Below are 16912 nucleotides of genomic sequence, written 5' to 3'. Positions count from 1 at the left end.
GCCCGTCCCCTCGCGGGGGCGGGCCTTTTTACGTCGCCCCGGGTGCAGGCCCCGCCCGGCCCGCCCCGCGCGCCCGCCAGCCGAGGGCAGCGGAACAGGCCACATGCCATGGCCCCTTGCCCCGCCGCGCCCCGCCCCGTGCGCCGCCAGCCGGGGCAAAACCGCCAAGAGGGTGCGCTTTTTCCCTGTCCGCCCCGCGCGCCCGGCAATCCCTTGTCCAGCGCTCTGATTCCGTGCTAGCCTGGGTATGTCCGGCCCCGGCCCGGGGCGGACAGGCGCAACGCCCAGGAGGTGCCCCATGCCGCCCGCCCCGTACGACAGCATTCTCAAGGAACTGCTGGCCTTCATGCCCAAAACCAGGGTCTACACCGACCCCCTGCGCACCCTGGCCTACGGCACCGACGCCAGCTTCTACCGCCTGATCCCCAAGATCGTGGTGGACACCGAGGGCGAGGCCGAGGTGGTGCGCATCCTGGAAATCGCCGCGCGCCACAACGTGCCCGTGACCTTCCGCGCGGCGGGCACCAGCCTGTCGGGCCAGGCGGTGAGCGACTCCATCCTCGTGCGCCTGGGCGACGGCTGGCGGCACTGGGAAATCCTCGACAACGCCGCGCGCATCGCCCTGGAGCCGGGCATCATCGGCAGCCACGCCAACCGCATCCTGGCGCCCCATGGCCGCAAGATCGGCCCCGACCCCGCCAGCATCGACACCTGCAAGATCGGCGGCATCGTGGCCAACAACGCCTCGGGCATGTGCTGCGGCGTGGCCGAGAACTCCTACAAGACCCTGGACTCCATGCGCCTGGTGCTGGCCGACGGCACGGCCCTGGACACCGGCTCCCCGCAAAGCCGCGCGGCCTTCGCCGCCAGCCACGCGCACATCCTGGACGGCCTGGCCGCCCTGCGCGCCCGCGTGCTGGCCGACGAGGGCCTGGCCGCGCTCATCCGCCGCAAATTCAAGATCAAGAACACCACGGGCTACAGCCTGAACGCCCTGGTGGACTTCGAGGACCCCTTCGACATCCTCCAGCACCTGCTGGTGGGCTCCGAGGGCACCCTGGCCTTCATCTCGCGCGTGGTCTACCGCACGGTGGTGGAGCACCCGCACAAGGCCTCGGCCCTGATGCGCTTCCCGGACATCCGCGCGGCCTGCGAGGCGGCGACGGCCCTGCGCGGGGCGGTGTCCGCCGCCGAGATCATGGACCGCGCGGCCATCGCCTCGGTACAGGCCAAGCCGGGCATGCCCGAGGGCCTGGCCGAGCTGGGCGAGGGCGCGGCGGCTCTGCTGGTGGAGGTGCGCGGCGCGACGCACAAGGAGCTGGACAAGCGCATCGCCACGGCGCGCAAGCTCGTGGCGCACATCCCCAGCCTGACGGAGCACGCGTTCACCGCCGTGCCCGCCGAGTTCACCACGCTGTGGAACGTACGCAAGGGCCTGTTTCCGGCGGTGGGCGCCGTGCGCGAGGCAGGCACCACAGTCATCATCGAGGACGTGGCCTTCCCCATCGAATCCCTGGCCGACGCCACCCTGGAGCTGCAGGCCCTGTTCGTCCGCCACGGCTACGACAAGGCCATCATCTTCGGCCACGCCCTGGAGGGCAACCTGCACTTCGTGTTCACCCAGGACTTCAACGTCCAGGCCGAGATCGACCGCTACGAGGCGTTCATGGACGACGTGACGCACATGGTGGCCGACAAGTACAAGGGCTCCCTCAAGGCCGAACACGGCACCGGGCGCAACATGGCCCATTTCGTGGAGCTGGAGTGGGGCGCGGCGGCGTTCGCCCTGATGCGCGAGATCAAGGCCCTGTTCGACCCGCGCGGGCTGCTCAACCCCGGGGTCATCCTGAACGACGACCCCCGGGCGCACCTCAAGGACTTGAAGCCCCTGCCCGCCGCCGACGAGGGCATCGACCGCTGCATCGAATGCGGCTTCTGCGAGCCCGTCTGCCCCTCGCGCACCCTGACCCTGACCCCGCGCCAGCGCATCGTGGCCTACCGCGAGATCGCCCGGCGCAGGCAGACGGGCCAGCCCGGCGCCGAAGAGCTGGCGGCCTTCGAGAAGCGCTACGACTACGACGGCGAGGCCACCTGCGCGGCGGACGGCCTGTGCGCCCAGCGCTGCCCCGTGGCCATCGACACCGGCAAGTTCATCAAGCACTACCGCTCCATGGGCCACGGCAAGGCGGCCCTGGTCATGGCCTCGGCCACGGCGGCCCAGATGCCCCTGACCGCCGCCGCCCTGGGCGTGGCCCTGCGCGTTGCGGGCGCGGCCCACGACATCCTGGGCGACCGGGCCATGGACGCCGTTTCCGGCGCGCTGCACAAGTATTCCGGCCAGCGCGCCCCGCGCTGGAACGTCTCCATGCCCCGCGCGGCCGCGCGGCCCCGGGCCCAGGCCCCGCAGAGCGGCGACCTGAAGGTGGTCTACTTCCCCAGCTGCGTGGCGCGGCACATGGGCCCCGAAAAGCACGACCCGGACAAGAGCGCCCTGCACGACCGGACCCTGTCCGTGCTGGCCAAGGCGCGCTGCACGGTGGTCCAGCCCCAGGGCATGGCCCGGCTGTGCTGCGGCCAGCCGTGGGAGACCAAGGGCTTCCCGGCCCAGGCCGAGGCCAAGCTGCGCGAGCTGGAATGCGCCCTGCGCGCGGCCAGCGGCAACGGCGCCCTGCCCGTGCTGTGCGACACCAGCCCCTGCCTGGCGCGCATGCGCGAGCACATCCAGGGCCTGGAGCTGCTCGAACCCGTGGAATTCGCCGCCAAGTACCTGGCCGAGCGCCTGGAGTTCACGCCCGTGAACCGGCGTGTGGCCCTGCACGTGACGTGCAGCTCGCGCAAGCTGGGTCTGGCCGGGCCCATGGAGGCCCTGGCGCGCAAGTGCGCCCGCGAGGTGGTCGTGCCCGAGGACGTATTCTGCTGCGGCTTTGCGGGCGACCGGGGCTTCAGCCACCCCGAGCTGAACGCCGCGGCCCTGGCCGGGCTGCGCGAGCAGGTGCGCGGCTGCACCGTGGGCTATTCCACCTCGCGCACCTGCGAGGTCGGCCTGTCGCTGCACGCGGGCCTGCCGTACAAGAACCTGCTGGTCCTGCTGGACGAGGCCAGCTGGCCCAAGGGCGGCGGGGGCCCAGATTCCCTGTGACGGCCCGGGGGGTGGCCTGCTAGAGTGGCTGTGCCATCAGGGGCGACGGGGCGAGGCCGCCCCGCCTCACCCATAGCCAAGCGAGGGATTGCACCATGCGCATTGTCGTGATCGCGGCGCTGCTGCTGGCCTGGGCCCTGCCCGGGGCCGCCGCCGACAAGCAGGCCACCTGCAAGGACGTGTACCAGATCTACCAGACCTGCTATGATGGCGGGAAACAGATGGACCTGCAAGGCTGCCAGTACGTGGTCGAGGCCCTGGGGCCCCGGCTCATGGGTGAGGAGGGGCTGACGGGCTTCTCGGCGGCGCTCAGCGTGGGCATCTGCAAGCGCGGCTGCGAGGACGGGGCGAACAAGAAGCAGGCCATGTCCATGGGCTCGTTCAGCAAGGAGTTCTGCGGCACGATCCTCCAGTAGCCCGGCGGGCGCGCCCCGGGCCCCGGGCGGGAATTTTTGCTCCCCCCCGCGCCCCCGGTCTTGACAAATCGGCCGGAATCGATACTTTCGACCTCCCGGACACGTTCCGGCCCACGTGGGGCTGTAGCTCAGTTGGGAGAGCGCTTGAATGGCATTCAAGAGGCCGTCAGTTCAATTCTGTCCAGCTCCACCACGATAGTTCAAGGGGTTCAGGTGTTCCTGGACCCCTTTTCCTTTGCCGCGCCCCCGGGCAAGGCCGTTCCAGGACATGCAGACCAAGGCAGGAGGCGACGATGCCCATTTCCCGGCGTGACGCGGCCAAGGACGCCGCCATCAGGGCCTTGCTGCCCGGGCCGCCCGCGCGGGTGTTCGAAGCCAGCGCGGGCCGGGGCGAGCTGGCCTGGGGGCTGCTCCAGGCAGGGCACGCGGTGCTGGTGTCCAACTGGCGCCGGGGCGCCGTGGCCCACGCCATCGAGGAAATCGAGGCCGACCTGAACAAGGCGCTGCCCCTTGAGGACGCGGCCTTCGACGCCGTGGTCTGCCGCGAGGTCATCGAGCACGTCGAGTCCGTGCCGCACACCCTGCGCGAGTTCTTCCGCCTGCTGCGCCCCGGCGGGGTGCTGGTGCTGACCTTCCCCAACCGGCTGCTGCTGCGCTCGCGCCTCTACCACCTGCTCACGGGCTTCTACGAGGGCATGGAGTCGCCCATCAACCTCGACGTGGTCCAGGGCGAGGCGCACATCAACCTCATCGGCTACCCCGAGATGGACTATTTCCTGCGCAAGGCCGGGTTCGACGTGACCCACGTCGTGTCCAGCCACAAGAAGCCGCTGGACCGGCTGCTGCTCGTGTTCCGCCCCCTGCTGGCGCTGCTGGGCCGCTACTACCTGCTGCACCATGACAAGCGCCAGAAGGAGCACAGCAAGGAGGCCCCGGCCCACCGCGACTACAACCGGCTGATCCTGGCGCGCCTCACCTCGCCGGACCTGCTGGCGGGCAAGGACGTGGTGCTGCGGGCGGTCAAGCCGGGCTGAGGCCGGGCGGAGCAGGCGCTTCGGGAGCAGGCCAAAAAGAGCCGGACAGGCCCGGGCCCTCGCAGCGCGCACAGAGCCGGATAGGCCCGGGGCTACAGGCGCGCCAGGACGTGGGTGCGCAGCACCTCGGGCAGGGGCGCGGGGTTGAAGAGCCAGGCCCGGTCCACCTGGCGGTCCGCCGGGCCGGGGTCGGGCAGGGTGTCCAGGTCCTCGCAGCGGATCTTCTCGGCCAGCCCGTCCTGCACCATGTCGTCCAGCAGCCGGAACTCCGTCTCGAAGACCCAGGTGTGCTTGCCGTAGGGCAGCAGGTCGTAGAGCAGGGTGGTCATGCCGCCTGCCACCACGTTGATCTCGGCCATCAGCTCGTCGGTGATGTCGCGCACCTCCACCACCCGCTCCCGGTAGGCCCCGGGCAGCTCGTAGCAGTCCAGCTGCCTGTCGGGCTCCTCGTCGGGCTTGAACTTGAAGTACACCGTCCAGCCCCGGTCCATGAGCTTTTGCATGCACTGGCCGATGCGCCGGGTGTTGCCCCAGAATTCATAGGGAATCAGGATGTTGCGGGTCGAGAAGCGTTCCGACTCCAGGCGGCGGTAGCCGTAGGACAGCTTGTTGGCCCCGGGCAGGTGGTAGCCCTCGGGGTAGACCTGGCTCCAGCGGCGCAGCACCTGCTCCCAGTAGGGGCCCCAGGTGATGACGTTGTCGAAGCCGTCGTAGCTCCCGGGGGCCCAGCGCTCCAGGGTGTAGGCCGCCTGCCGCCGGGCGTACATGCTGAACTGGTAGCCCACCGTGGGCACGCCCAGGGTCCGGCAGGCGTACAGCAGCGGGTAGATCTCCTGGTGGTCCTCCAGGCCGAACAGCAGCCGGGGCGGGCGGGGGCGCAGGGCCTCCAGGTGCTGGTGGTACTCCCATACCGCGAAGGACATGTGCTCCTCGGCCCGCCGGATGATGGCCGCCACGGCGGGGCGCAGCCCGCCCGGGAACCCGGAGAGGTCGTAGCTGTTGCAAAAGATGCGCGGCGCCGCCCAGCGGCGGTGCAGGAAATAGACAGGCCGCCCCTGGGCATGGCGCCTGGCGAAAAGGGGCCGCGAGGGGGAATAGACAAAGTGGAAAGGCGCGCCCTCGGCCTCGAAAACGTCGAGCATCTCCCTGGTGCGGAAATCCCGGGGGCCGTAGCGGTAGAAAAGCAGATCGCCCCCGGGGCGCGCGGCCACCTGGCGGTTGTGGGCGGGCAGCGCCCGCCGGTAGAGGCGCCAGGCCTCCAGCCCCGCCCAGGGGCCGGGGCGGCGCGGATGCAACACCTCCCAGACGCGGGCGAAATTCAGCCGGTTCAGGAAATACGGGACGCGCCCGCGCCCGGCAAGGTCCTCCAGCAGCGCCCCGTACTGCACGATCCGGAACAGCCAGCGCCAGTAGAGATTGCCCACCTGGGTGGACAGCCAGTTGAACCCCTCGTGGTGGTAGTTGTCCTGGAAGCGGACCCCGTCCGGCGTGCGGGCCTCGTAGAGGGTGAAGAGCAGGTCCAGGGCCTTGTCCAGGTCGTTGTCCGGGTGCCACGTCTGCGGCGCCCCGAAGCCCTTGACCTCGACAATGCCCGACGTGCCTTCGCGGATCAGCACGGGCAGCATGGCACCTCCCGGATTCCGGGCCTGGGGGCGGCGGCGCCCCGGACCCCGGGCCTGCGGCGGGCCACTCCGGAGCCAGGCCTCATTCCCCGCCCTCCTGGGCCCTTTCCTTCTTGCCGAAGGCCACGCGCGCTTCCCAGACCTTCATGCCGATCTTGCGGCCCAGGTCGGCCTGGCGCGACTTGATGAGCGCGTCGGCGGCCTCCTTGTTGCCGTCCAGGCGCAAGAGCGTGGCCGATTCCAGATCGCGCAGGTAGCGCTCGCATTCGTGAACCACGGCGGACAGGTCCAGGGTGGCCAGGGCCTCGGGCACCCGGACGGAACGGACTTTGCGGGGCATGGCGGCTCCTCCTTGGGCCAGCGGTTACAAAACGTATACGTTTTGTCAACCAGGACGCAGCACGAAACAGGGCACGCAGGCGCGGGCACGGCGCGCACACCCGGATCTCCGCTGACCAGCGCCGGACGCGGGGCACATCCGGGACGCTCCTGCGCGCGGGGGCGGGCCGCAGCACGCCCACCCCACCGCTTGTTTCAAACGGGCGCTCCTGCGCGCAGGAACGGGCCGCAGGCGCGGGCCCGGCCTGCGGCCCCCGCGCCCCCGGACGCGGCGCGCAAAAAAGCGGCGGCCCCCGGCGGGGGCCGCCGCACCATCGCCCGGGGGCGCAGCCCTACAGGGCGGCCTTGGCCGCCGCCAGGGCCGCGGCGTAGTCGGGCTCGTCGGCCACCTCGGGCACGATCTGCTGGTGGACCACCACCCCCTTGCGGTCGATGACCAGCACCGCGCGGGCCAGCAGGCGCAGCTCCTTGATGAGCAGCCCGTAGTTCAGGCCCAGGGCGGCCTCGCGGTGGTCGGACAGGGTGGTCAGCTGGTCCACGCCCGCCGCGCCGCACCAGCGCTTCTGGGCGAAGGGCAGGTCCATGCTCACGGTGAGGATGGCCACGTCCTGCGACAGCCCGGCGGCCTCGGCGTTGAAGCGCCGGGTTTGCAGGTCACAGGTGGGCGTGTCCAGGGAGGGCACCACGGACACGATGACCACCTTACCCTTGAACTCGGACAGGCTGCGGGGGGCCAGGCCCGTGTCCAGGGCCGTGAAGTCGGGGGCCGCCTGGCCCACCTGCACGGGGTTGCCCGTGAGGGTCAGCGCGTTGCCGCGCATGGTGATGACGCCGGTTCTTTCTGCCATTGGAGTGTCTCCTTGCTTGCGTTTTCGCGGCCCGGCCCGGCGGGCCGGGGCCACCAGGAGAATATAACGCATCCTGGCGCCCGCGTCACCCCGGGAGGACGCAATACGGGGAACTTTCGGCACCGGCCCCCGGGGCGCCGCCGCGCAAAGCGGGGCCGGGCCCATACGGACGCTGGTCAAACAGGGGAAACCGTGGCAGGAAGGGGGGAGGGAAACCAAGACCACATGCAGAGGTGCATTGCCTATGACGGATGATGGAAGCATTTTCGGACTGAGCCCCCGGGCGCCGGGCTCGAACAAATCGCCGCGCAAGAAAACGCGGCGCGGGACCGCCGACAAGGACCAGGAGCCTCGTTCCAGCCAGCCGGAAACGGCAGGGGAACTGGAGGCCCCGGCCCTGGCCGCCCCGGGCCGCACGGCTCCCCAGGCGCCCAAGCCAGGCCCCGTGAACGGGCCCGCCTCGTGGAAGGCCATGCTGGCCGACCCCGACGAGGGCGACGAGCCCCTGGACGACGACCAGCCCCAGGACGACGACACGCAGGACGAGCAGGACGCGCCCCCCAAGGCCGCACCCCGGCGCAAGCGCCCGGCGCGTGGCCGCTCGGGCCGCTCCGCCGACCCAGGCTGCGACGAGGCCGCCGAAACGCAGGAGCCGGCGCCCCAGCCCGCGCCCCGGCCCCAGGCCCCCGCCCGCCGCGAGGCCCGGCCCCGGGCCGAAAGCCCCTCCCGGCCCGAGCCCGCCCCGCGCCCGGCGCCCAAGGCCCCCGCTCCGCGCCCGGCCCCGGCCCCCCAGGCCACGCCCTCCCAGGATTTCGCCGCCACGGCCCCCGACGAGGTCATCGCCCCCGAGGACGTGCTGCCCGAGGCCACCCTGGACAGCCTGCCCCAGGCCCTGCAGGACGCCTGCGCCCGCGCCGGATGGGACAAGCTCATGCCCGTGCAGGCCCTGGCCATGCCCTACCTGCTGGCCGGGCGCGACCTGATGATCCAGTCGCGCACCGGCAGCGGCAAGACGGGCGTCTTCGTCCTGCCCATCATGGACCGGGTCAACACCGCGCTGGACCAGTGCCAGGCGCTGGTGCTCGTGCCCACGCGGGAGCTGGCCCAGCAGGTCGCCCGCGAGGCCGAAACGCTGGCCGCAGGCACGGGGATGCGCGTGGCCGCCGTCTACGGCGGCGCGGGCTACGGCCCGCAGCTCGACGCTCTGCGCCAGGGCGCCCACCTCGTGGTGGGCACGCCAGGGCGCGTGCTCGACCACCTGATGCGCGGCTCCCTGTCCCTGCAGGGGATCGAGGTGCTCGTCTTCGACGAGGCCGACCGCATGCTTTCCATCGGTTTCTACCCCGACATGCGCGAGGTGCAGCGCTACCTGCCCGGCCGCAAGGTCACCATGCTCATGACCTCGGCGACCTATCCGCCGCACGTCATGCGCCTGGCCGGGGAGTTCATGGAGCGCCCGCAGCTCTTGTCCCTGTCGCACAAGCGGGTCCATGTGGCCGAAACGCCGCACCTGTACTACGAGTGCAAGCCCATGGAGAAGGACCGGGCCCTGGTGCGGATCATCGAGATGGAGAACCCCGCCTCGGCGTTCATCTTCTGCAACACCAAGCAGAACGTGCACTACGTCACGGCGGTGCTCCAGCGCTTCGGCTACGACGCCGACGAGCTCTCCGGCGACCTGACCCAGGTCAAGCGTGAACAGGTGCTCGACCGCATCCGGCGCGGCAAGCTGCGCTTCCTGGTGGCCACGGACGTGGCCGCGCGCGGCATCGACATCCCCGACCTGTCCCACGTCTTCCTCTACGAACCCCCCGAAGACCACGAGGTCTACATCCACCGCGCCGGACGCACGGGCCGGGCGGGCGCCTCCGGCGAGGTCGTCTCGCTGGTGGACGTCATGGAGAAATTGGCCCTGCACCGCATCGGCAAGATGTACAAGATATCCCTGGAGGCCAGGTTGCTGCCCACCGACGAGGACGTGCAGAAGGCCATCGCCCAGCGCATGACCGCCCTGCTCGAAGGCCGGCTGAGGAAGCTCGACAACGTCGAGCGCGAACGCATCGAGCGCTTCAAGCTCCTGGCCAAGACCCTGGCCGAGGGCGAGGGCGGCGTCGATCTGGTGGCCATGCTGCTCGACGAAACCTACCGCGCCGAGCTGCAAGGCGCCCCGCCCAAGCCCCCGGCGCGCGAGCAGGCCCCCAAGGCCCGCGCCCCGCGCGAGGACCGGCGGCGCGACCGCGGCGACGAGCCCGCCCCGCGTGAGGCTGCCCCGCGCGAGGCCGCTGCGGCCCCCGAGGCCGAGGCCCCCCAGGCCCAGCCCGCCGGGGAGGACGGCGAAGCCCCCGCGCCCAAGAAGCGCCGCCGCCGCCGCCGCAAGAAGAAAAAGCCTGCCGAGGGCGCCGAGGCCGCTGGCAACGGCGCGGCCCCGGGCCCCGCGCCCGAAGGCGACGACGACGGACCGGACAGCGAAGGCTGGGACCACGACGAAGACGAGGATGACGGCCCCTCCCCCGGCCAGAACTGGTCCTACGACGAACACTGACCCCCAAGGGCGGCCCACGGGCCGCCCTTTTTTACGGCCTCGCGCCGAAGCGGCGGGGCGCAGCGACCTGAAGGCCGCTGCCCTTCTGGTTGCGGGCCTTTTTCGCGGCCTGCCGGAGCGGCGGGGCCCCGCCCCGCGCAGGTGCACGAGGGCGCGGAGTACTTCGCGCGGAGTCCAAACGCCTGCCCCCTGCGCCGGGCATCCGCCCGCACAGGGCACAGGACGCTCGCTGGCGGATGGGGCACCCGCTGGGGTCCGGTGCGCCCCCCGCACCCGCGCATGAAAAGACCTGCACGCCGAGCGCGTGCGGTGCGGCCACCGCCCCCCCACCAGCCCCCTCCGCCCCCCGCGCGAAGTCCGCGCGAGGCGGGTCCGCCCGTTCCGCGTTGGCCCGGCTGCCCGACGCAGCGCCACCCGCCAGCACCGCCTGTCCGGGGCGGAACGCCTGGGCATCGTCAAGTGACGATTCTTTAACAGACTCTAATTATGCCAGAAAATGGCTGACGATCAGTCTTCGGCATACTGCTGGCGCAGGGTGCGCAGCAGGGCCACGAGGGCGTCGGCGTCCTGGGGCTGGCCGTCGATGCGCATGCCCTGGACCAGGGCCACGTGATTGCCCCGGGGGGTGGTGGTTTCGCTGAAATCCAGGGAGTGGGCCGGGCTGGTGCCCAGGTCCAGCCGCCAGCCCCCGGGCCCGCCGGACCAGGCCACGGCCTCGGACGCAAGGCCCAGGCTGCGGGCGACCAGGGCGGCGAATCCGCGCACGGTGAGATGCCCGCCCGGCCCGGCCACGCCCAGGAATTCCCCCTTGCCCGAACGCACGGTCAGCGGCAGGCCCAACACGGCGGCCCCGGGGGCCGAGGCCGCATCCTGCCCAGGCGCGGCCTCCCGGCCCGGCCCTGCGCCGCCAGCACCCGGGGCCTCGTCCTCGGGCGGCAGCCGCCGCAGGGCGTAGCGCTCGGCGGCCCCCGACGCGCTGCGGATGCGCACGACCCGCTCGCCCTCGCCTCCGGCGGACGCGGGGCCGCGCTCCAGGGCCCGCACCTGCCCCTGCAGGGCCTCCAGGGCCGCGCCCTGGCGGGCCAGACCCTCCCGCACATCGCGGCGCAGGGCGTCCAGGGCCTGCTCCCGGTCCCGCGACTCCCCGGCAGCCGCCTGCGGACCCGGGCCCTGCGCCCCCGCGCCGCCCCGCGCTGGCGGGGCCTCGCCCAAGGCCCGTTCCAGGCGCTCCAGGCGCTGCGTGGCCTCGGCCTGGGCCCGCGTCAGGCGGACCACCGTGCGCGCCAGATCCTGGACGGTCCGTTGCAAATCCGCGCTGATGACCGGCTTTTCGGGCAGGGGGTGGCGCCAGCTCCAGGGGAAGCGCAGCCGCAGGCGCTCGCGCAACTGCTCCACCGACAGCCCGTCGGCGAAGCCCTGGCGGATGGCCACACAGGCGTCCAGGGACTGCGCGGCGAAGCGCAGCGGCTTGCCCTCGCGCAGCACGGGGAAGCACCCCGGGAACTTGTCCCGGTAGCCCTTGACCGTGGTCACCGACACTCCGGCGGCCCGGGCCAGCTCCTGGTGCGTCACGCCCTTATCGTCGGCCATCGTCACCACAAAACTCCTTGGTTTAAAAGTAATATTCAACCCTGTACGCCATCGTCACCCAACGGTCAAGCCGCCGGAGCCACGGGCCAGCGCCCCGGGCCGGACGCCGCAGCCGGAGCCGCACCCGCAGGGACCACGCCGCAGCAGCCGGGGGCGCTCCGGCAGCTTGCACCTTGGAGGGGTGGCCGGGCCGCCCCTCCGGGCGCGCAGGAGCACGCAGCGCAGCCCCGGCCCCGCAATCCGCCCGCCACCCCGGTTCGGGCTCTGGGCCCGGAAGACCCACCCCCTCGCGCCGCAGCCCCCCGCTCCCGCCCCGCGCCCTTGCGCCCGGGGCCGGGCCCTGGCACAACAGGGCCCATGCCGATGCACCACCACTGGACGGGCCTGCTGGCCGGGGCCGTGCTGGGGGCCACGGCGGGGCTGTCGCCGGGGCCGCTGCTGACCCTGGTCATCCGCGAGACGCTGCGCAGCGGCGTGGGCGCGGGCGCACGGGTGGCGGCCTCGCCGCTGCTCACGGACCTGCCGATCATCGCCCTGTGCGTGGCGGCCCTGGGCGCCGCAGCGCGCGTGGAGCCGCTGCTCGGGGCCGTGGCCCTGGCCGGAAGCGCCTTCCTGCTTTTCATGGCCCGCGAAACCTGGCGCAGCGGCCCCCCGGCCCTGGACGCGCCCCACGGCCCCTCGCGCTCCCTGGCCCGGGGCGTGCTCACCAACGTGCTCAGCCCGCATCCGTACCTGTTCTGGATGGCCGTGGGCGGGCCCATGCTTGTGCAGGCCTGGGCCCGGGACCGCGCGGCGCCCTTCATATTCCTGGCCGGGTTCTATGTGGCCCTGGTGGGTTCCAAGCTCGGGGTGGCCGTGCTGGTGGGCCGCTCGCGCGCGGTGCTCGCGGGCCGAGGCTACCGGCTGGTGCTGCGCGCCCTGGCCGTGGCCCTGGCGGCGTTCGCCGCGCTGCTGCTGCGCGACGGATGGCGCCTGCTGACCCAGGGCGGCGCATGACCCCCGCCTGCCTGGGCCGGAAACGGCCTCCCCTCATTGCGTAAATGTTGAAAAAGCCCTATGAAATCCACATGTCGAAACCGAGCATCCTCATCGTCGATGACAGCGCGGTGATCCGCAAGGCGCTGTCCAAGACCCTGAACTCCCTCGGGGCGCAGGTGACCCAGGCCGTGGACGGCGCCGATGGGCTGGCCAAGGCCCGCGCCGGGCGCTTCGACCTGGTCATCTCCGATGTGGACATGCCGAACATGACCGGCTTCGAACTGTGCGAACAGCTCAAGCAGGACCAGACCACCCACAGCACCCCGGTGCTCATCCTCAGCTCGCGCGACAAGGACGAGGACATCGAGCGCGGCTTCCGCGTGGGCGCCGACGGCTATCTGACCAAATCCGGCGGGCAGGACGAATTCCTGGCCAGCGTGCGCGAATTCCTGGACCGCCAGGACATCATCCGCAACCGCAAGGTGCTGGTGGTGGACGATTCGGCCTACATCCGCACCACGGTGGGCGAGGCGCTGGAGAAAAGCGGCTTCCACGTCGCCCAGGCCGCCAATGGCCGCCAGGCGCTGGACAGCCTCCTGGCCGGAGAGGTGCCCGACCTCATCGCCAGCGACCTGGACATGCCCGTGATGGACGGCATCCAGCTCTGCAAGGCCCTGCGCGCCAACGACCGCTTCAAGAACCTTCCGCTGCTGGTCATGAGCTCCACCGACGACCGCGCGGTGATCCGGCGCATGTTCCAGCTCGGCGCGGCGGCGTTCCTCATCAAACCGTTCAACATGGAACAGCTCGTCCACACGGCGGAAAAGCTGCTCTCGGACCATTTCCGCAACCTGCTGCTGGAAAAGGAGCGCCTGCGCCAGGAGCACACCCTGATGCTGGGCTCCATCACCAGCCTGATCCAGGCCCTGGAAGCGCGCGACGTGTACACGCGCGGCCACTCCGAGGCCGTGGCCGAGATCGCCGTGGGCATGGGCCGGGTCATGGGCTTCGAGCCCGACGAACTGGAAATGCTCGAAATCGCCGCCCGCCTGCACGACCTGGGCAAGATCGGCATCCCCGACGCCATCCTGCTCAAGCCCGGCAAGCTCACGGTGAAGGAATACGAGACCATCAAGGCCCACCCGACCATCGGCGCGGAAATCCTGCGGCCCATCCCCTCCATGGCCCCGCTCATCCCCGCCGTGCTCTCGCACCACGAGCGCATCGACGGCACGGGCTACCCCCACGGCCTCAAGGGCAAGGACATCCCGCTGTGGGCGCGCATCATCGCCGTGGGCGACATCTACCACGCCCTGACCTCCAACCGCCCCTACCGCGACCCCATGCCCGAAGAGCGCGTGCTGGAGATCATCAACGACGCCAAGGTCGGGCACCTCTGCCCCGACTGCGTGGCGGCGTTCCTCAAGTTCCTGGAAAGCTGAGGGGGCCCCGGGCCCACCGTCCCCGCGCGGCGAAAGCGCCCGCCCCGGGGCAGGGCCTTGCGCCCGCTTGCGTTGCGCGCAAAACGCCATGCGCCGTGCCCGCCCGGCCTTTTTGCGCCCCTGGACTTCCCGGGGGGGATCATGTATCTCCTGCGCGGTCGTATCCACCTCAATCCGGCCCTGCACCATGCTCTTCAACTCATACAGTTTCCTCCTGTTCCTCCTGCTTGCGTTCATCGGGTATTTCTGGTGCAACAAGCATCACCTGGCCAAGCTTTCCCGGCTGTGGCTCGTCTTGTGTTCACTCTTCTTCTACGGCTGGTGGGACGCAAGCTACCTGCCGCTGATCCTGCTCTCCATCGTCGTCAACTTCTCCCTGGGCACGGCCATCGGCATCGCCACGCAACACAAGACGAAGCTCTTCGCCGCCGGGGTCTGCTTCAACCTCGCCCTGCTCTGCTACTACAAATACACAGGGTTCCTCGTCGCCAACGTCAACGACCTGCTGGGCGCGGACATCCAGATAGCGCCCATCGTGCTGCCCCTGGCCATCAGCTTCTTCACCTTCCAGCAGATCGCCTATCTCGTGGACAGCGCCCGGGGCGAAACCCGGGAATACGATTTCCTCAACTACACCCTGTTCGTGACCTTCTTCCCCCAGCTCATCGCCGGGCCCATCGTGCACCACGCCGAGATGATGCCCCAGTTCCGCAAGCTGCGGAACCTGGTCATCGACCACGGCAACATCCTCAAGGGACTGGGCTTTTTCACCCTGGGGCTGGCCAAGAAGGTGCTTTTGGCCGACACCTTCGCCATCTGGGCCAACGCGGGCTTCGCCGCCCCGCAGGGCATCGGCTTCGCCCAGGCCTGGACCGCGAGCCTGAGCTACACGCTCCAGCTCTATTTCGATTTCAGCGGCTACATGGACATGGCCACCGGGGCGGCCCTGCTGTTCAACATCCACCTGCCCCGGAACTTCGACTCGCCGTACAAAAGCATTTCGCTCCAGGACTTCTGGCGCCGCTGGCACATCACCCTGGGCCGGTTCCTGCGCAGCTACGTCTACATCCCCCTGGGCGGCAGCCGCAAGGGCACCCCGGGGCTGCTCGGGAACCTCTTCATCACCTTCCTGCTGGGCGGCATCTGGCACGGCGCGGGCTGGACCTTCGTGCTCTGGGGCGCGCTGCACGGCCTGGGGCTCATCGTCCACCGGCTGTGGACCATGACCGGGCGGCGCCTGCCGGCCCTGGCGGCGGGGGCGCTGACGTTCCTGTTCGTCCATTGCGCCTGGGTCGTTTTCCGCGCCCAGAGCGCCCAGGACGCGCTGCACATCCTGGCGGGGATGTTCCTCGAAACCCCGAGCCTGCAGGGGCTGACCCTGCTGCCCCTGGCCGCCATCGTGTCCGGCCTGGCCATCGTCTGGGGGCTGCCGAATTCCCGGGAGGCCATGGCCAGCGCCAGAAGCGCCTCCCTGCCAGCCACCGTGGCCCTGGCGGGCCTGGCCTGCGCCAGCCTCATTGCCCTGGAGATTCGCAATGCGACGGAATTCCTCTACTTCCAGTTCTAGGCGGCAGGCGAAGCGCTGGGCGCTGCTGCTGGGGCTCGTGCTGCTCGGCCTGCTGCTGGTGGACGCCACGCTGGTCTGGTACACCCAGTACAGGGTTTCTGCGGAGGCCTACACCGAGGAGGTCAGCGCCAAGGCCAAGCACATGCGCCTGCGCCTGGCGGGAAAACGCGCGGACATCATCTTCGTGGGCAGCTCGCGCACGCTCTACCACGTCAGCACGGCGGATTTCGAGCGGGCGGGCTGGACGGTGTACAACTACGGCCTGTCCGGCCATCAGATCGCCAGCTATCCGTCCATGGTCGAGGCCGCCGCCCGCCTCAAGCCGGCCACCATCGCCATCGGCGTGACCATCACCTCCTTCGACGACGACGCCATCGAAGTGCCCAGCAGCCCCTCGCTGACCGACCTCAGGGCGCTGGCCGCCACCGGACAGTCGCCCCGGCTCCTGGCGGCCACGGCGGGCGCATGGCTGGGCAGCCTGCATGCGCTCAACTACTACTCGGAGATCATCAACCTGCGGGTGCGCCCCGTGTTCGAACGCCTGGACCGCCCCCTGGCCCCGCAATCCGCCCCGCCCGGGGGTGGTGCGCCAGGGCAGGCCGCGGTTGCCGCCGCCCCCGGGGAGGTCTGCGACTGCAAGACCTTCGGCCTGCGCCCCCACCGCAAGGCGCGCATCTACAAATGCACCAACGGCGACGCCATCCTGTTCGGCAACTTCGGGCTCGAGCCCAGCGACGAGGCCTTCGTCTGGAAGGGCTTCCACGCGCCCTACCTGGCCCTGCTCAACCACTGCCTCGACCTGGCCCGGGCCCAGGGCGTCCGGCCCGTGGTGTACCTGGAGCCGCGCCACGCCTTCAAGGGCGACTACGACCTGGCCGCCATCCGCGCCGCCATCCATGCCCCGGTGCTCGACTTCACCCGCCTGGAACTGCCCGACGCCATGTGGGCCAACTCCGAGCATCTCAACGACGCGGGGCGGCATGTCTTTTCCGCCGCCCTGGCCGAGGCCTTCGCCGCGCTGCCAGCGCCGTAGGCGAAGCGAACGCGGCGGCAGCCCAGGCGGCTGTGTTTAGCCAGATAGTCTTGGACAAGTGAGGCAGTGCGGGACCATGCGGGAACTCGTGGGACAACGCCACGGCTGGCGTGGGTTTTCGATCTGGTCGGGTGCGGAACAGCGGCGGGCCGCCCTGCCACTTATCTTTGGACAAGGCGGCCCGTTACGCCACTTATATTGGGACGAGCCTAATTCACCAGATATGGCACAGGGGTGAGCGATGCGGGACGTGTTTCAGCAGGGAGTCCCAGCTTCTCAGCCATCACCCTATAACAATCCAAAGCAGGCAAATCGGTGCAGGCATGAGAAGCACCTGCGGTGTCTGCTTTTTTGTACATAAC

At 70.7% G+C, this 16912-nt stretch carries 12 protein-coding genes and 1 tRNA gene; 9 read left to right on the top strand and 4 right to left on the bottom strand.

The features are described from left to right. The first annotated feature begins 298 nt into the window (after nt 1-298). The 4 genes from G495_RS0112425 to G495_RS20530 all read left to right on the top strand — a co-directional run bounded on the left by G495_RS0112425 (nt 299) and on the right by G495_RS20530 (nt 4589). Nucleotides 299-3139 (top strand): FAD-binding and (Fe-S)-binding domain-containing protein, encoded by a 2841-nt coding sequence (locus G495_RS0112425; RefSeq protein WP_028588077.1) that lies wholly within the window; start codon nt 299-301, stop codon nt 3137-3139. 95 nt (nt 3140-3234) lie between these two features. Beyond that, complete coding sequence (locus tag G495_RS0112420) at nt 3235-3555, top strand: hypothetical protein (protein ID WP_028588076.1); 321 nt, start codon at nt 3235-3237, stop codon at nt 3553-3555. 117 nt (nt 3556-3672) lie between these two features. Beyond that, nucleotides 3673-3748, top strand: a tRNA-Ala gene (locus G495_RS0112415). A gap of 100 nt (nt 3749-3848) precedes the next feature. Beyond that, nucleotides 3849-4589 (top strand): class I SAM-dependent methyltransferase, encoded by a 741-nt coding sequence (locus tag G495_RS20530; RefSeq protein ID WP_028588075.1) that lies wholly within the window; start codon nt 3849-3851, stop codon nt 4587-4589. 92 nt (nt 4590-4681) lie between these two features. Here G495_RS20530 and G495_RS0112405 read toward each other — a convergent pair whose 3' ends face one another. From G495_RS0112405 to tpx, 3 genes are all read right to left on the bottom strand, one after another. Continuing rightward, entirely contained in the window at nt 4682-6214 is a 1533-nt protein-coding gene (locus G495_RS0112405; RefSeq protein ID WP_028588074.1) for a hypothetical protein, read from the bottom strand. 79 nt (nt 6215-6293) lie between these two features. Further along, nucleotides 6294-6551: a hypothetical protein gene (locus G495_RS0112400; protein ID WP_028588073.1), complete on the bottom strand. Its 258-nt coding sequence runs from the start codon at nt 6549-6551 to the stop codon at nt 6294-6296. A gap of 331 nt (nt 6552-6882) precedes the next feature. After that, nucleotides 6883-7398 carry a thiol peroxidase gene (gene tpx, locus G495_RS0112395; protein ID WP_028588072.1) on the bottom strand — a complete coding sequence of 172 codons (516 nt, stop codon included), beginning with the start codon at nt 7396-7398 and terminating at the stop codon, nt 6883-6885. A 244-nt stretch (nt 7399-7642) separates the two neighbouring features. Here tpx and G495_RS19020 point away from each other — a divergent pair, with 244 nt between their 5' ends. Next, nucleotides 7643-9940, top strand: coding sequence for a DEAD/DEAH box helicase (locus tag G495_RS19020; protein WP_051445357.1), 2298 nt, complete (start codon nt 7643-7645; stop codon nt 9938-9940). Between the two features lie 507 nt (nt 9941-10447). On the opposite strand, the gene G495_RS0112385 is transcribed toward G495_RS19020, so the two are convergent. Then, nucleotides 10448-11530 carry a hypothetical protein gene (locus G495_RS0112385; protein ID WP_156939701.1) on the bottom strand — a complete coding sequence of 361 codons (1083 nt, stop codon included), beginning with the start codon at nt 11528-11530 and terminating at the stop codon, nt 10448-10450. 357 nt (nt 11531-11887) lie between these two features. Between G495_RS0112385 and G495_RS0112380 the strand changes: the two genes are divergently transcribed. From G495_RS0112380 to G495_RS0112365, 4 genes are all read left to right on the top strand, one after another. Continuing rightward, complete coding sequence (locus tag G495_RS0112380) at nt 11888-12526, top strand: LysE family translocator (protein WP_211234145.1); 639 nt, start codon at nt 11888-11890, stop codon at nt 12524-12526. A gap of 71 nt (nt 12527-12597) precedes the next feature. After that, nucleotides 12598-13950, top strand: a complete 1353-nt coding sequence (locus tag G495_RS0112375) for a response regulator (protein WP_028588069.1) — start codon at nt 12598-12600, stop codon at nt 13948-13950. 187 nt (nt 13951-14137) lie between these two features. Next, entirely contained in the window at nt 14138-15517 is a 1380-nt protein-coding gene (locus G495_RS0112370) for an MBOAT family O-acyltransferase (protein WP_028588068.1), read from the top strand. Further along, nucleotides 15486-16550, top strand: coding sequence for a hypothetical protein (locus G495_RS0112365; protein WP_156939700.1), 1065 nt, complete (start codon nt 15486-15488; stop codon nt 16548-16550). The genes G495_RS0112370 and G495_RS0112365 overlap by 32 nt, the downstream gene beginning before the upstream one ends. Nucleotides 16551-16912: the final 362 nt, after the last annotated feature.

This window comes from Desulfocurvus vexinensis DSM 17965 (genome assembly GCF_000519125.1).
Taxonomy (GTDB): Bacteria; Desulfobacterota; Desulfovibrionia; order Desulfovibrionales; family Desulfovibrionaceae; genus Desulfocurvus; species Desulfocurvus vexinensis.
Note: the sequence above shows the minus strand (reverse complement) of the source record. Positions and strands in the feature narration are given on the sequence as shown.

Coding starts and splice junctions, on each gene's coding strand:
- G495_RS0112425 (WP_028588077.1), top strand. CDS start 299: ATGCCGCCCGCCCCGTACGACAGCATTCTCAAGGAACTGCTGGCCTTC.
- G495_RS0112420 (WP_028588076.1), top strand. CDS start 3,235: ATGCGCATTGTCGTGATCGCGGCGCTGCTGCTGGCCTGGGCCCTGCCC.
- G495_RS20530 (WP_028588075.1), top strand. CDS start 3,849: ATGCCCATTTCCCGGCGTGACGCGGCCAAGGACGCCGCCATCAGGGCC.
- G495_RS0112405 (WP_028588074.1), bottom strand. CDS start 6,214: ATGCTGCCCGTGCTGATCCGCGAAGGCACGTCGGGCATTGTCGAGGTC.
- G495_RS0112400 (WP_028588073.1), bottom strand. CDS start 6,551: ATGCCCCGCAAAGTCCGTTCCGTCCGGGTGCCCGAGGCCCTGGCCACC.
- tpx (WP_028588072.1), bottom strand. CDS start 7,398: ATGGCAGAAAGAACCGGCGTCATCACCATGCGCGGCAACGCGCTGACC.
- G495_RS19020 (WP_051445357.1), top strand. CDS start 7,643: ATGACGGATGATGGAAGCATTTTCGGACTGAGCCCCCGGGCGCCGGGC.
- G495_RS0112385 (WP_156939701.1), bottom strand. CDS start 11,530: ATGGCCGACGATAAGGGCGTGACGCACCAGGAGCTGGCCCGGGCCGCC.
- G495_RS0112380 (WP_211234145.1), top strand. CDS start 11,888: ATGCCGATGCACCACCACTGGACGGGCCTGCTGGCCGGGGCCGTGCTG.
- G495_RS0112375 (WP_028588069.1), top strand. CDS start 12,598: ATGTCGAAACCGAGCATCCTCATCGTCGATGACAGCGCGGTGATCCGC.
- G495_RS0112370 (WP_028588068.1), top strand. CDS start 14,138: ATGCTCTTCAACTCATACAGTTTCCTCCTGTTCCTCCTGCTTGCGTTC.
- G495_RS0112365 (WP_156939700.1), top strand. CDS start 15,486: ATGCGACGGAATTCCTCTACTTCCAGTTCTAGGCGGCAGGCGAAGCGC.